The sequence below is a fragment of the Erwinia sp. MMLR14_017 genome (assembly GCF_033657285.1).
Classification (GTDB): Bacteria; Pseudomonadota; Gammaproteobacteria; order Enterobacterales; family Enterobacteriaceae; genus Erwinia.
Window position 1 is genome coordinate 1 of record NZ_JAWVWP010000006.1, and the last position, 11,270, is coordinate 11,270.

The 11,270-nt window shown below is 53.8% G+C and carries 14 protein-coding genes; 4 read left to right on the top strand and 10 right to left on the bottom strand.

Features of this window, described 5'->3' with window-relative positions; all coding sequences use genetic code 11:
• Window positions 1-186: 186 nt before the first annotated feature.
• Genes SD961_RS11440 through SD961_RS11450 form a run of 3 tightly spaced genes read right to left on the bottom strand, consistent with a single transcriptional unit; the run spans window position 187 to window position 2,437 of the window.
• A complete protein-coding gene (locus SD961_RS11440) occupies window positions 187-1,290 on the bottom strand; it encodes a M20 peptidase aminoacylase family protein (RefSeq protein ID WP_318790496.1) in 1,104 nt (367 codons plus the stop codon).
• A gap of 24 nt (window positions 1,291-1,314) precedes the next feature.
• A complete protein-coding gene (locus tag SD961_RS11445) occupies window positions 1,315-1,782 on the bottom strand; it encodes a YjiG family protein (protein WP_318790497.1) in 468 nt (155 codons plus the stop codon).
• Window positions 1,772-2,437 (bottom strand): nucleoside recognition domain-containing protein, encoded by a 666-nt coding sequence (locus SD961_RS11450; protein WP_318790498.1) that lies wholly within the window; start codon window positions 2,435-2,437, stop codon window positions 1,772-1,774. The genes SD961_RS11445 and SD961_RS11450 overlap by 11 nt, the downstream gene beginning before the upstream one ends.
• Before the next feature lie 345 nt (window positions 2,438-2,782).
• Between SD961_RS11450 and SD961_RS11455 the strand changes: the two genes are divergently transcribed.
• Complete coding sequence (locus SD961_RS11455) at window positions 2,783-3,256, top strand: YbjO family protein (protein ID WP_318790499.1); 474 nt, start codon at window positions 2,783-2,785, stop codon at window positions 3,254-3,256.
• Window positions 3,257-3,313: 57 nt separating this feature from the next.
• A complete protein-coding gene (rlmC, locus tag SD961_RS11460; RefSeq protein ID WP_318790500.1) occupies window positions 3,314-4,447 on the top strand; it encodes a 23S rRNA (uracil(747)-C(5))-methyltransferase RlmC in 1,134 nt (377 codons plus the stop codon).
• Here the strand turns inward: rlmC and SD961_RS11465 are convergent.
• The 6 genes from SD961_RS11465 to SD961_RS11490 form a co-directional block, all read right to left on the bottom strand.
• Window positions 4,444-5,181 carry a transporter substrate-binding domain-containing protein gene (locus SD961_RS11465; protein ID WP_318790501.1) on the bottom strand — a complete coding sequence of 246 codons (738 nt, stop codon included), beginning with the start codon at window positions 5,179-5,181 and terminating at the stop codon, window positions 4,444-4,446. The two genes, rlmC and SD961_RS11465, sit on opposite strands and share 4 nt — an antisense overlap.
• A 123-nt stretch (window positions 5,182-5,304) precedes the next feature.
• Window positions 5,305-5,973: an arginine ABC transporter permease ArtM gene (gene artM / locus SD961_RS11470; RefSeq protein WP_318790502.1), complete on the bottom strand. Its 669-nt coding sequence runs from the start codon at window positions 5,971-5,973 to the stop codon at window positions 5,305-5,307.
• Complete coding sequence (gene artQ, locus SD961_RS11475; protein ID WP_318790503.1) at window positions 5,973-6,689, bottom strand: arginine ABC transporter permease ArtQ; 717 nt, start codon at window positions 6,687-6,689, stop codon at window positions 5,973-5,975. Before artQ ends, artM begins: the two co-directional genes overlap by 1 nt.
• Before the next feature lie 7 nt (window positions 6,690-6,696).
• Complete coding sequence (gene artJ / locus SD961_RS11480) at window positions 6,697-7,428, bottom strand: arginine ABC transporter substrate-binding protein (protein ID WP_318790738.1); 732 nt, start codon at window positions 7,426-7,428, stop codon at window positions 6,697-6,699.
• A 14-nt stretch (window positions 7,429-7,442) separates the two neighbouring features.
• Window positions 7,443-8,171 carry an arginine ABC transporter ATP-binding protein ArtP gene (gene artP, locus SD961_RS11485; protein WP_318790504.1) on the bottom strand — a complete coding sequence of 243 codons (729 nt, stop codon included), beginning with the start codon at window positions 8,169-8,171 and terminating at the stop codon, window positions 7,443-7,445.
• Between the two features lie 203 nt (window positions 8,172-8,374).
• Complete coding sequence (locus SD961_RS11490) at window positions 8,375-8,917, bottom strand: lipoprotein (protein WP_318790505.1); 543 nt, start codon at window positions 8,915-8,917, stop codon at window positions 8,375-8,377.
• Window positions 8,918-9,024: 107 nt separating this feature from the next.
• On the opposite strand from SD961_RS11490, the gene SD961_RS11495 reads away from it, so the two are divergent.
• Together SD961_RS11495 and SD961_RS11500 are read left to right on the top strand one after the other, a co-directional pair.
• Window positions 9,025-9,345, top strand: coding sequence for a heavy metal-binding domain-containing protein (locus SD961_RS11495; RefSeq protein ID WP_318790506.1), 321 nt, complete (start codon window positions 9,025-9,027; stop codon window positions 9,343-9,345).
• Window positions 9,345-10,172: an N-acetylmuramoyl-L-alanine amidase gene (locus tag SD961_RS11500; RefSeq protein WP_318790507.1), complete on the top strand. Its 828-nt coding sequence runs from the start codon at window positions 9,345-9,347 to the stop codon at window positions 10,170-10,172. The genes SD961_RS11495 and SD961_RS11500 overlap by 1 nt, the downstream gene beginning before the upstream one ends.
• Window positions 10,173-10,246: 74 nt before the next feature.
• Here the strand turns inward: SD961_RS11500 and ltaE are convergent, their stop codons facing one another.
• Window positions 10,247-11,254 carry a low-specificity L-threonine aldolase gene (gene ltaE, locus SD961_RS11505; RefSeq protein WP_318790508.1) on the bottom strand — a complete coding sequence of 336 codons (1,008 nt, stop codon included), beginning with the start codon at window positions 11,252-11,254 and terminating at the stop codon, window positions 10,247-10,249.
• Between the last annotated feature and the right edge of the window lie 16 nt (window positions 11,255-11,270).

Below are 11,270 nucleotides of genomic sequence, written 5' to 3' on the forward strand. Positions count from 1 at the left end.
GTGGGGAAGGGAGAGGGGGCTGATAAGCAAAAGCTAAGCGGCATGGACGCCGCTTCGCAGCCCCCACGGATGGGTTCACGGCGTTTTTGTGTTCAGCCCCCTCTCCCTGACTTGACTACTCATCCTCCAGACAACGTGCCCTTCGGCTTCTACTGACCAGAACACTGAACCCCAGACAATTTGCCCTCAACCTAATACCTTTTTCACACAGGTCTTAAATATGCGGATCCCAACCGGCAGCGAATTGAGATCAAAATGCATATCGGGATGATGCAGCCCCGGCACCAGCCCGGTCCCTAAACCCCAGAAACCTGACTTCACCTGAGGACGCTCAACGGCATAATGGAAGAAATCCTCACTGCCAGGCGTGGAGCGCACCGGCATCAGCGCCTCTTCCCCCAGCACCTCTGTAATTGACTCAGAAATTAATGTCGTCATCTCCTGATCAATTTCAGCTGCTGGCATCGATTTCAGCACCATAATCTCAGCTGTTGCGCCATACGCCGCCACGCTGTGCTGAATCGCTCTCTCCACGCGCGCTTTTAATACTTCCATATCTTCGTTTTCAGCGGCACGCAGATCGAATACCACACGCGCTTCGTCTGGAATCGAGTTGGTAACGCCTGCATCACACAGAAAGCGCGTCGCTTTGGCGCTCCAGCTCTTTCCCGGCGCCATATGCACCGCGTTAACGGCCTGAACCGCACTGACGGCGGCATCCAGCGCATTAATGCCCAGGTGTGGACGAGCGCCGTGCGCAGTCTGTCCGCGCACTGTGGCTTCAATTGTCACGCAGGCGGAATAGTAGACGGCAGGAATAGCCGTTCCCACGGCACACTCTTCTGCAGGGCGCAGATGGAAGCCGAGGATCATATCCACATCGTCTATAGCGCCTCCGGCGATCATCGCCAGTGCGCCTGTGCCCAGCTCTTCAGCAGGCTGAAAAATGACTTTCAGACGGCCTTTCTTCACCGCGCCTTCCGCAATCAGCTCCTGTGCAGCGGTCAGCACCACGGACGAGTGGCCATCATGCCCACAGGTGTGACGCGCGCAGGCTTCACCATTGATCACATGTCCCAGCGCATCCATATCCGCTCGCAGGGCGAGCGTTGGCCCCGGCACGCCACTATCCAGTACGGCGACAATGCCGGTCGTTGCGTTGAAGTTATCCTGAACCGCATAGCCTGCCTCTTTCAACTGACTGCTGATATAGGCCGAGGTTTTAAATTCCTGAAACCCCAGTTCCGGGATCTCATGCAAATAAGCGTAATGTTCCAAAACTTTTAACACGTTAAACACTCCATTTATCAAGAATCAGGCTACGACTCGCATGATCAACATTGAGATCGCCGCATTAACAATGCTGGTCACCATCAGCAGGGGCCAGTATTTTTTCGGTACGTCCGACACGCCTAACAGCCGTCCCATATACTGGAGCTGGGAACCCATCAGAAAAATGGCGGGCGTCAGGATGGTGATATCCGCGCCGCTTAGCACGCCTTTGGCCAGCAAGCTCACCGCAACGCCGGTGCCGGCAGAAGAGGAGAGCCAGGCCGTAAGCAGGACGGTAATGGCCTCACCCGGCAGGCCGAAAAGTCCCATTACCGGGGCGAAAATCTGCCCTATAAACCCCATAACACCCAGCAAATTTAGCATCTCAGCAATCACATAGGCCATGATCACGTTAGGCATTAAATTATGGATGGCGATATGGAAACCTTTACGCGCGCCAATAACAAAGATATCGAAGGGGTTCTGACTGGTAAGCGGTTTATTCTGCATGCGGGAAATCTCGTTTATAGAGGGTGTTCAAAACCAGGCGGACAAAAGCAGCCCCCACAAATTTCAGCACGAACATCACCACTAATGGGATCAGTACGGGAAGGGATAAGGAAACAAACAGCGCAGAACCGATGGCGAAATAATTATTGATCAGCCCGGCACCGGAATATTGCCAGGCGGCCATAATAATCACCTCTTTTTTGGAAATTTGTTTTTCATCATAAAGTTCTTTGGTTAAGGCAGCGCCGGCATCGGTACTCTGCAGATCCGTTATCAGAGCCAGCCCGGAGCGGCCGGGAATGCCTAAAACAGGTTTCAGCAACGGCGTGAGCAATTGGTGCGCGGCGCGTATTGCGCCGTAATGAGTAAAAATCTCCAGCAACCCCAGCGCCAGCATGACCGTAGGTACCAGCGACAAAGCAAACAGGAAGCCCGCTTTGGCGCCTGACCCTCCTTCGCCCACAAAGGTTGTGGCGGCATCTTTTATGCTGCCGAATTTTCCGCCCAGGGTGGTGAAATCAAAGGCACCCAGCCACTTCATTCCCTCAACTTTATAAAACAGGCCGGAGAAAAATAATATCGCTACCAGCAGCGCCAGAAAAGCGCCGAAGCCTGCGGAATGCCTGCTCGCTGAGCTAAAATTGTCTTCCTTCATCAATTGACCTCCAGTCAAAAAAAGAAAATGCTAATTACGCGATAAAAGGGCGCTGTCCCGGTGGATATATTCCCTTAATTGCGCTAAAAATAACCCGCAAGGTGAGACACTTAGAACAATTGCACTGTTCATGCCAGAGTGACTCAATTAAACGAAAGTGCTGCCGACAGCGTGCTTAAGCAGAAATCCTTCTGTCTGGCGGCTCATTTAATGAGATCGTAATGATTAAGCACTCGGTGATTATTCACTCCTCTTTTTTGCCGCTAATGGCTGAAACAGGAGGAACCCCATGATGGCGCACGCGCACCGTTATGGAGCATAAAGGGTAGCCGGCAGGAGAGCGTTATGTCAGAGGTACTCAGAGAAGGTAAGGGGATAGCTGAATCATCAGTCCCGGTTCCGGTTCTGGTGGGGGCTATTGCTATTATTGCCACGCGACTGCTGAGCGTGCTCCTGCAGATAGAGGATGCAGGCGTTGAGGGGATCACCAGTTTTGTCTATCGCAGCGCTCAGGCCTGGGATTCAACACTGATCTTTATCGCCAGCCAGTTTATTTTTTTCTTTGAACTACGCTGCGCCGTGGCGCTGATACACGGCAGAAACTGGGCGCGCTGGGGCTTTGTCGCGGCTGAAATTGTCGCTCTGCTTTACATGTTCTGCGCCTCAATGGGCTGGATCTACCCGGAACTTTTCAGCATTAATGGCGAGAGCAGTGCGCAGGTGATCCCGCTGTTGATGGTGCAAAAGCTGCCAGATTTAGTGCTGGTCTTTCTGCTGTTTGTTCCTGCAAGCTGTCGACAATTTTTTCGGCAACGCTGATGCCACAATGCTACAATCCCCGCCCGCTTTTCGTTTCACGGACTAATCAACTTCATTATGCACTGCGCGCTCTATGACGCCGACCGCTGCCGCTCCTGCCAGTGGCTCAACGTTCCCTATTCCCGGCAACTGGCAGAGAAACAGGATCGGCTTCACCAACTGCTGGCCGATCAACGTGTTGGAACCTGGCTGCCGCCGGTCGTCTCGGCTGCGGAGGGCTTTCGTCATAAAGCCAAAATGGTGGTCAGCGGCAGCGTGGAGCGTCCGGTCTTTGGACTGATGCACCGTGATGGCCTGCCGGTAGATTTAAGCAGCTGTCCGCTCTATCCCGCCAGTTTCGCCAAAGTCTTTGCCCGGCTGAAGCCCTTTATCGCTCAGGCTGGCCTGACGCCCTATAATGTGGCGCGTAAGCGGGGAGAGCTGAAATTCATTCTGCTGACGCAAAGCACGCTTGATGGGCGGATGATGCTGCGTTTTGTGCTGCGTTCTGAAGCAAAACTCGAACAGGTTAAACGTGCATTACCTGCTCTGTTGCAGGATCTACCGGAGTTGAGCGTAGTATCGGCTAATCTGCAGCCGGTACATATGGCAATTCTGGAAGGGGAGCGGGAAATTGCCCTGACTGAAAACCAGTCGCTTGCTGAAAAATTTAACGATGTGCCGCTGTGGATACGTCCGCAGAGCTTCTTCCAGACTAATCCTGAGGTAGCAGCGAAACTTTACGCCGCCGCACGTAGCTGGGTAAGCGAGCTGAATATTCACAGCATGTGGGATCTGTTTTGCGGAGTTGGTGGGTTTGGGTTGCACTGCGCCACGCCAGAAATGAAGCTGACCGGCATTGAAATCAGTGCTGAGGCTATCGCCTGCGCCCGGCGTTCTGCCCAACAAATGGGAATGAACAATGTCAGCTTTGCCGCGCTGGACTCCACAGCCTTTGCCACCGGTGAGGAGGCCGTTCCGGATCTGGTGCTGGTCAATCCCCCTCGTCGTGGAATTGGTGAGGAGCTTTGTCGCTATCTCAGCGCCATGTCGCCCTCTTATATTCTCTACTCAAGCTGTAATGCACAGACCCTGGCCTGCGACATTGCGCGGTTGAGTGAATATCAGGCCGAAAGGGTCCAGCTATTTGATCTCTTCCCGCATACGTCTCATAGCGAAGTCCTGACACTCCTGAAGCGCAGGCAAGACTAAGCGGATGGACCAAACCAGCGCAGGCTGAGCTGGTGGAGCGTACCGTCATCTTTCAGACTTTGCAGCGCTTCATTAAGGCTCTTGCGCAGGTCACTATTGCCTTTTCGGACGGCAATCCCCAGCCCGAAGCCGAAAAAACGACTGTCGGTAATGGGCGCACCTACTTTCCCCAGCTGTGGATTGGATTCCAGCACCTGCTGTATCGACAGCGTGTCACCAAAAATGCCATCGAGCCTGCCGTTACGCATATCCAGCAGCGCGTTCTGGTAATTATCATAAATCACCGCCACAATTTCAGGCCGCGCGGCCTTTAAATAGGCCTGTTGGGTCGTTTCTGCACCAATGCCCACTCTTTTGCCTTTCAACTGCTCAATATTGCTGTAAAGCCCTTTCCCCGCTACCAGCGTACCGGAATTGCTGTAATAGGGATCGGTAAAGTCTACCAGCGTTTTACGCTCTTCAGTGATGTCCAGACCGGAAATGACCGCGTCATAACGGCGAAATTTGAGTGAGGGGAGCAGGTGCTCAAAATTATTACTGGTGAAGATACATTGCTGCTGCATGCGCTCACACAAGGCTTTCGCTAAATCGATATCAAATCCCACCAGCTGATTATCTGCGTTCAAAAACTCAAAGGGCGGATTATTGGCTACAGAAGCAAAACGCAGAGGATCGGCAGCCTGCGCGTAGCCGCAAATCCAGGTTATCAGAAGGGTCAAAACAAGCTTATGCATCACGTACCGTCCTTGCTGCCACTTAACCCGGCTATTATGGCGTCCATAATGCCGGGGTTATCCGCTGATTAACCGTAAAAGATGGGCTTTTTCTGCGGGATTCCGGCGGCGATCGCTGGAAAATCAGCTGCGGCGTTCAAAGGCCAGCGCACGACGCTCAATAAAACGCATCATCATGGTCAGCACGCCGTTGACGCAAAGATAAATCAGACCGGCGGCGGCAAATACGGTGACGTCATAGGTGCGGCCATACAGCATCTGCCCATGCCCCATGACTTCCATCAGCGTGATGGTATAAGCCAGAGAAGTACTTTTAAACACCAGGACGACTTCATTTGAATAGGAGGAGAGGGCACGCTTAAACGCATAGGGCAGCAGGATGCGCAGCGTCTCTTTACGGTTCATACCCAGTGCGGAACAGGATTCCCATTGCCCTTTAGGTACCGCCCGCATAGCGCCATAAAACAGCTGAGTGGTATAGGCGGCACTGTTAAGAGAGAGCGCCAGCAGCGCACAAAGCCAGGGTTGCGAAAGGAGATGCCACAGCCACGGAATGGCCTGAACCGAGGGAAATTGCCCCGGACCGTAATAAATCAGGAATATCTGCACCAGTAGCGGAGTACCGGTAAACAGGGTGATATAACCCCGCACAACATGCCGCAGTACCGCCACTTTCAGCGATAAAATTACGGTAAAAATAAGCGACAGCAGCAGCGCCAGAAGCAGCGATGCCACCGTCAGCGTCAGGCTGGTATGCAGCCCCTTAAGCAGCTCGGGTAAATAGCTCAGCATCAGATATTCCCCTGCTCAAACCGCGTAGCGCGCGCGTCTATTCGCTTTAATACCTGCTGGCTCAGCAGCGTGATCGCCAGATAGAGGGCTGCGGCCATCAGATACCAGGTAAACGGCTCCTGCGTACGGGCGGCAATACTTTTGGTCTGCAACATAATATCGTTCACGCTGATCAGCGACACCAGGGCGGTATCTTTCAGTAATACCAGCCACTGATTGCCTAACCCCGGCAGCGCATAGCGCCACATCTGCGGCATAATCAGACGGAAAAAGATGGCAGCTGTTCTCATTCCCAGCGCCTGGCCAGATTCCCACTGCCCCTGAGGTACCGCTTTAAGCGCGCCCCGCAGCGTCTGAGAAGCGTAGGAAGCGTAGAGAATTGAGAGCGCAATCACCCCGCAAAGAAACGGGCTGACGTCAAAATTTTCAATGGCTATCTGTATGGGGAAACTGATCACACCCAGATTAACGGTAAAGCCGTCAGAGAGGGTGAGCAACAGCTGCGACGCGCCAAAATAGACGAACAGCACCACCAGAATTTCAGGCAGGCCGCGAAACAGCATCACCAGACCTGTTCCCAGCCAGGCTACCGGCCGCCAGCGGGCCGATTCCCAGGCGGCGAAAATCATCGCCAGTATCAGCCCCACGACCAGGGCAGAAACGGCAAGGCCGACGGTCATGCCGGCGGCGCTTGCTAAAGGATAGAGTTCATTCATTCAGATATTACTGCTGGAACCATTTGCTGTAGATGGTCTTGTAAGTGCCATCAGCTTTCACTTTATCCAGAGCGGTGTTGAACTTGCTCTGCAGTTCCGCATTGCCCTGACGAACAGCAATGCCCAGGCCCGTACCAAAGTAAGACTTGTCGGTTACTTTCTCACCTACAGCAGCCAGATTGCTGTTTTGCTTCAGCCATTCGTTAACCACTGCAGTATCGCCAAACACCGCATCAATACGGCCATTTTTCAGGTCGAGGATGGCATTTTGATAGCTGTCGTAGGGAATGGCGTTGACGCCCGTGAGTTTTTCGGTCAGGTATTTCTGATGAGTGGTGCCATTCTGCACGCCTACCCGCTTGCCTTTCAGCGCGTCAACAGAGGCTACTTTGCCTTTCTGAGCGATAAACAGCGCGGAGTTGTCGTAATAAGTTTTGGAGAAAAGCACCTGCTTTTCGCGCTCAGGCGTGATGTCCATACCGGCCATCACCGCATCAAAACGGCGGAATTTCAGGCTGGGGATCAGGCTGTCGAAGGCCTGATTCGTAAAGGTGCAGGTGGCGTTCATTTCGCGGCACAGCGCATTAGCCAGATCCACATCAAAGCCCTGAATTTTGTTATCAGAATCTACAAATTCAAAAGGAGGATAGGAGGCTTCGGTGGCAAAGCGGATGGTCTGCGCGGCGCTTGCGCTCAGGCTTAAACCCGCTAACAGTGCGGCAAGTACGACTTTTTTCATCATTATACCCTGCATTAGTGCGATAGATAATTGGCAAACGCATCGGTTTGCGGCTGTGTAAAGCGGCTGGCGTCGCCCTGTTCGACCACGTAACCATTCTCCATATAGACCACGCGGCTGGCCGTTTTTCGCGCCACTTCCACTTCGTGCGTCACGATGACCTGCGTGATGTTGGTCTGAGCCAGTTCCTGAATGATCGAGACGATCTGGGCAGTAATTTCCGGGTCGAGGGCGGCAGTAGGTTCATCAAAGAGCAGTACCGCCGGTTCCATCATCAGCGCACGGGCAATGGCCACACGCTGCTGCTGTCCCCCGGAAAGGTGCAGCGGGAACCGATCGGCAAATTTCACCAGACGCAGGCGATCGAGCAGCTTTCCGGCGCGGGCATGGGCCTGTTCCCGGCTCAAGCCTAAGACGCGGCAGGGCGCCTCAATCAGATTCTGCATCACGGTGAGATGCGGCCAGAGATTGTATTGCTGAAAAACCATGCCTACATTCTGACGCAGTTCACGGATGGCCGCGTCTGATAGTCTTTTACTGAAGTCAATCTGATGACCAGCAATGCTCAATGTGCCGGAGCGCGGCATCTCCAGCAGGTTTAATACGCGCAGCAGAGAGCTTTTACCGGCACCGCTTGGACCCAGCAGAACCAGCGTCTCGCCCTCCGGGCACGCCAGTTGAATGTCGAACAGCGCCTGATGGGCACCGTAAAAGCAGTTAATACCGTTTAGTTGAATACTCATGCGCTAAAAGTGAATAGTAATTAATGCTGCGGATTTTAACGTTGACGGCATACTTATGCAATCATCGCCGGAGAAAATTACTTTATGAGTGGCGGGCAGCTGAAAGAGTGGCAGATGATCGTGCAGTTTAAGAATTTTTGCAACTGTGCGCCACAACGTCGCAAAGAGATCGTGCCATCCGGAGATGGCACGAGGGAAAAGCGTTATTTCAGCAGAAGCTGGCTGAGTGAGCCGCCTTTCAGGTGAGGATTAGGGCTGGCATAGCGCACATCATCTACGCTCCAGCAAGTTCCTTCCCGTACCATTAAAACTTCATCCTGCCACTCGACAGGTTTGCTGCCATCGCGGGTCAGGGTAACGCGCAGTGGAATATTGCGTGCATCAGTATTCGGAATGGTCGAAGAGTCCGCTACGCTGGCCGAGGTGGGGCCGGCGGCCAGACTGGAGAAAATATCACCCTGATTTAGCGCAGGATCTTTACTGCCTTCACTGCTGGCTTTCACCAGCGTCGCGTAAAGCTTATCGCTCAGATAAGGGCGATATTTTGCCAGCTGCTGTGCCCCAGGTAAGCCCTGAGTTGGCTGCTGAATACGCAGGTCATAAAATTGCTGCGCAACAGAATCGGGGCCGCCATCAACACAAGGACCCATACGTGTACCAATGTCCTTATACGCGGGTTCAACGGTAGTACAGGCGCTGAGCAGCAGCGCCATTGGAGCCAGTGCAGCAATCGCTAGGTATTTCATCTTGATTTCCTTATTGTTTCTGGATGACGGTTTTTAGCATAAAGTATAGCCGCTCTGTTTAACCAGAAGGGCTACACTCCCAAAGAACAGCAAAAGGAGCTCAGATAATGAAATTTTCCACTACCCCAACCCTGGAAGGGCACGCGATTACCGACTACTGCGGCGTGGTGACAGGCGAAGCTATTCTTGGTGCCAACATCTTTCGTGATTTTTTCGCTGGTATCCGCGATATCGTGGGCGGACGTTCCGGCGCCTATGAAAAAGAGTTGCGTAAAGCGCGTCAGATAGCTTTCGCAGAGCTGGAAGAGCAGGCGAAGGCGCTGGGGGCGAATGCCGTAGTAGGGATTGATATCGATTACGAAACGGTAGGTAAAGATAGCAGTATGCTGATGGTCAGCGTAAGCGGCACCGCGGTCAAAATCAGTTGATGAAGCAAGCGTTAGCGTTAGCGACGGCAGTGCTGCTGTTGAGTGCCTGTACTCCATCGGGGTTTGAGCCTCATCAGGGCTACACCCTGGACACGCGCCATTCGGCCTTTGGCGCCCGACCGCGTATCAAAGTGCTGGTTTTGCATTACACCGCAGAAGATTTCCCCACGGCACTGGCTACCCTGACCGACCGTGACGTCAGCGCCCACTATCTTATTCCGGCCACGCCTCAACTGAAACAGCATCAGCCGGTAATATTACGCCTGGTGCCGGAAAGCCAACTGGCCTGGCATGCCGGCCCCAGCTTCTGGCGCGGGGCTACCCGCCTGAACGACACTTCAATAGGCATCGAACTGGAAAATCAGGGCTATCAGCGCTCAGCGGCAGGTAAGGTCTGGTTTCCTTTCGCCCGTCAGCAGATCGCTACGCTCACTCCGCTGGCGCGCGATATCATTCAGCACTACCACATTCTGCCGCAGGATGTGGTAGGACACAGCGATATTGCGCCACAGCGTAAACAAGACCCTGGCCCGCTCTTTCCCTGGCAAACACTGGCAAAGCAGGGGATTGGCGCCTGGCCTGAAGCGTCACGCGTAAAGTTCTATCTGGCAGGGCGCGAGGCGGGAGAGCCGGTGGATCAGGCGCATCTGTTAACGTTGCTGTCGCTTTACGGCTATCAGGCTTCAACTGAAATGACGCCAGGCGAACAGCAGAAAGTGATTGCCGCCTTTCAGATGCATTTCCGCGCGGCAGACTTTCAGGGACTGCCGGACGCGGAGAGTGAAGCTATCGTGAAGGCGCTTTTAGAGAAATATGGCGCGGGTTAGGTGAGGTTGTTGAAAATTTAATCTCTAATTTTCAATGGTATAACATCAGTTGTACCTCTCTCTGACAACAGGCGTTAAGCCTGCGACTGCAAAAAAGCTTTCCACTGACCAACCAGCTTTTCCAGCGCGGAACGGTCGATATCGAGATGGGTGACCAGTCGCGTCACTGCGCCGGTGCTGAGCAGGATCTCATGCTGCTTCATCCAGGCTCTGAGCGGTGCAATTTGTGCTTCAGGCAGGCGGACAAACACCATATTGGTGTCCTGACGCGACACATCCACGCCAATCGCACGCAGCTGCCCGGCCAGCCATGCCGCATTGTCGTGATCCTCTTTCAGACGGGCCACGTTGTGCTCCAGTGCATATAAGCCCGCAGCCGCCAGAATACCAGACTGACGCATTGCGCCGCCGGTCATCTTCCGCCAGCGGCGCGCCCGCTGAATAAACTCCGCGCTGCCACACAGCAGCGATCCCACCGGCGTGCCCAGGCCTTTTGACAGGCAGATTGTCAGCGTATCGCAGTAGCGCGTAAGCGCATTCAGCTCCACCCCAAGCTCCACCGCCGCATTAAAAATACGCGCGCCATCAATGTGCAGCGCCAGTTTACGCTCGCGCGTAAAGGTCCAGGCATCCTGTAAATAGCTGAGAGGGAGAACCTTGCCGTTGTGCGTGTTCTCCAGGCTCAGCAGGCGGGTGATAGCGAAATGAAAATCATCGGGTTTGATAAACTGCGCCACCACATCAAGCGGCAGCGTACCGTCTGCAGCGGCCAGAAGGGGTTGTGGCTGAATGCTACCCAACACTGCCGCGCCGCCAGCCTCATATTTATAGTTATGCGCAAGCTGACCCACAATATATTCTTCGCCGCGCTGGCAATGACAGAGAAGCGCAATCAGGTTAGCCTGGGTGCCGGTAGGTACAAAAAGGGAGGCTTCTTTGCCGCTCAGCGCTGCCGCTTTGGCTTCGAGCGCGTTGACGGTTGGATCGTCGCCATAGACATCATCCCCGGTTTCTGCGGAGATCATTGCAGAAAGCATTGCTGCGCTGGGGCGGGTTACCGTATCACTGCGTAAATCAATCACACTTGCGCTCCTTTAA

Coding starts and splice junctions, on each gene's coding strand:
- SD961_RS11445 (WP_318790497.1), bottom strand. CDS start 1,782: ATGCAGAATAAACCGCTTACCAGTCAGAACCCCTTCGATATCTTTGTT.
- SD961_RS11450 (WP_318790498.1), bottom strand. CDS start 2,437: ATGAAGGAAGACAATTTTAGCTCAGCGAGCAGGCATTCCGCAGGCTTC.
- SD961_RS11455 (WP_318790499.1), top strand. CDS start 2,783: ATGTCAGAGGTACTCAGAGAAGGTAAGGGGATAGCTGAATCATCAGTC.
- rlmC (WP_318790500.1), top strand. CDS start 3,314: ATGCACTGCGCGCTCTATGACGCCGACCGCTGCCGCTCCTGCCAGTGG.
- SD961_RS11465 (WP_318790501.1), bottom strand. CDS start 5,181: ATGCATAAGCTTGTTTTGACCCTTCTGATAACCTGGATTTGCGGCTAC.
- artM (WP_318790502.1), bottom strand. CDS start 5,973: ATGCTGAGCTATTTACCCGAGCTGCTTAAGGGGCTGCATACCAGCCTG.
- artQ (WP_318790503.1), bottom strand. CDS start 6,689: ATGAATGAACTCTATCCTTTAGCAAGCGCCGCCGGCATGACCGTCGGC.
- artJ (WP_318790738.1), bottom strand. CDS start 7,428: ATGAAAAAAGTCGTACTTGCCGCACTGTTAGCGGGTTTAAGCCTGAGC.
- artP (WP_318790504.1), bottom strand. CDS start 8,171: ATGAGTATTCAACTAAACGGTATTAACTGCTTTTACGGTGCCCATCAG.
- SD961_RS11490 (WP_318790505.1), bottom strand. CDS start 8,917: ATGAAATACCTAGCGATTGCTGCACTGGCTCCAATGGCGCTGCTGCTC.
- SD961_RS11495 (WP_318790506.1), top strand. CDS start 9,025: ATGAAATTTTCCACTACCCCAACCCTGGAAGGGCACGCGATTACCGAC.
- SD961_RS11500 (WP_318790507.1), top strand. CDS start 9,345: ATGAAGCAAGCGTTAGCGTTAGCGACGGCAGTGCTGCTGTTGAGTGCC.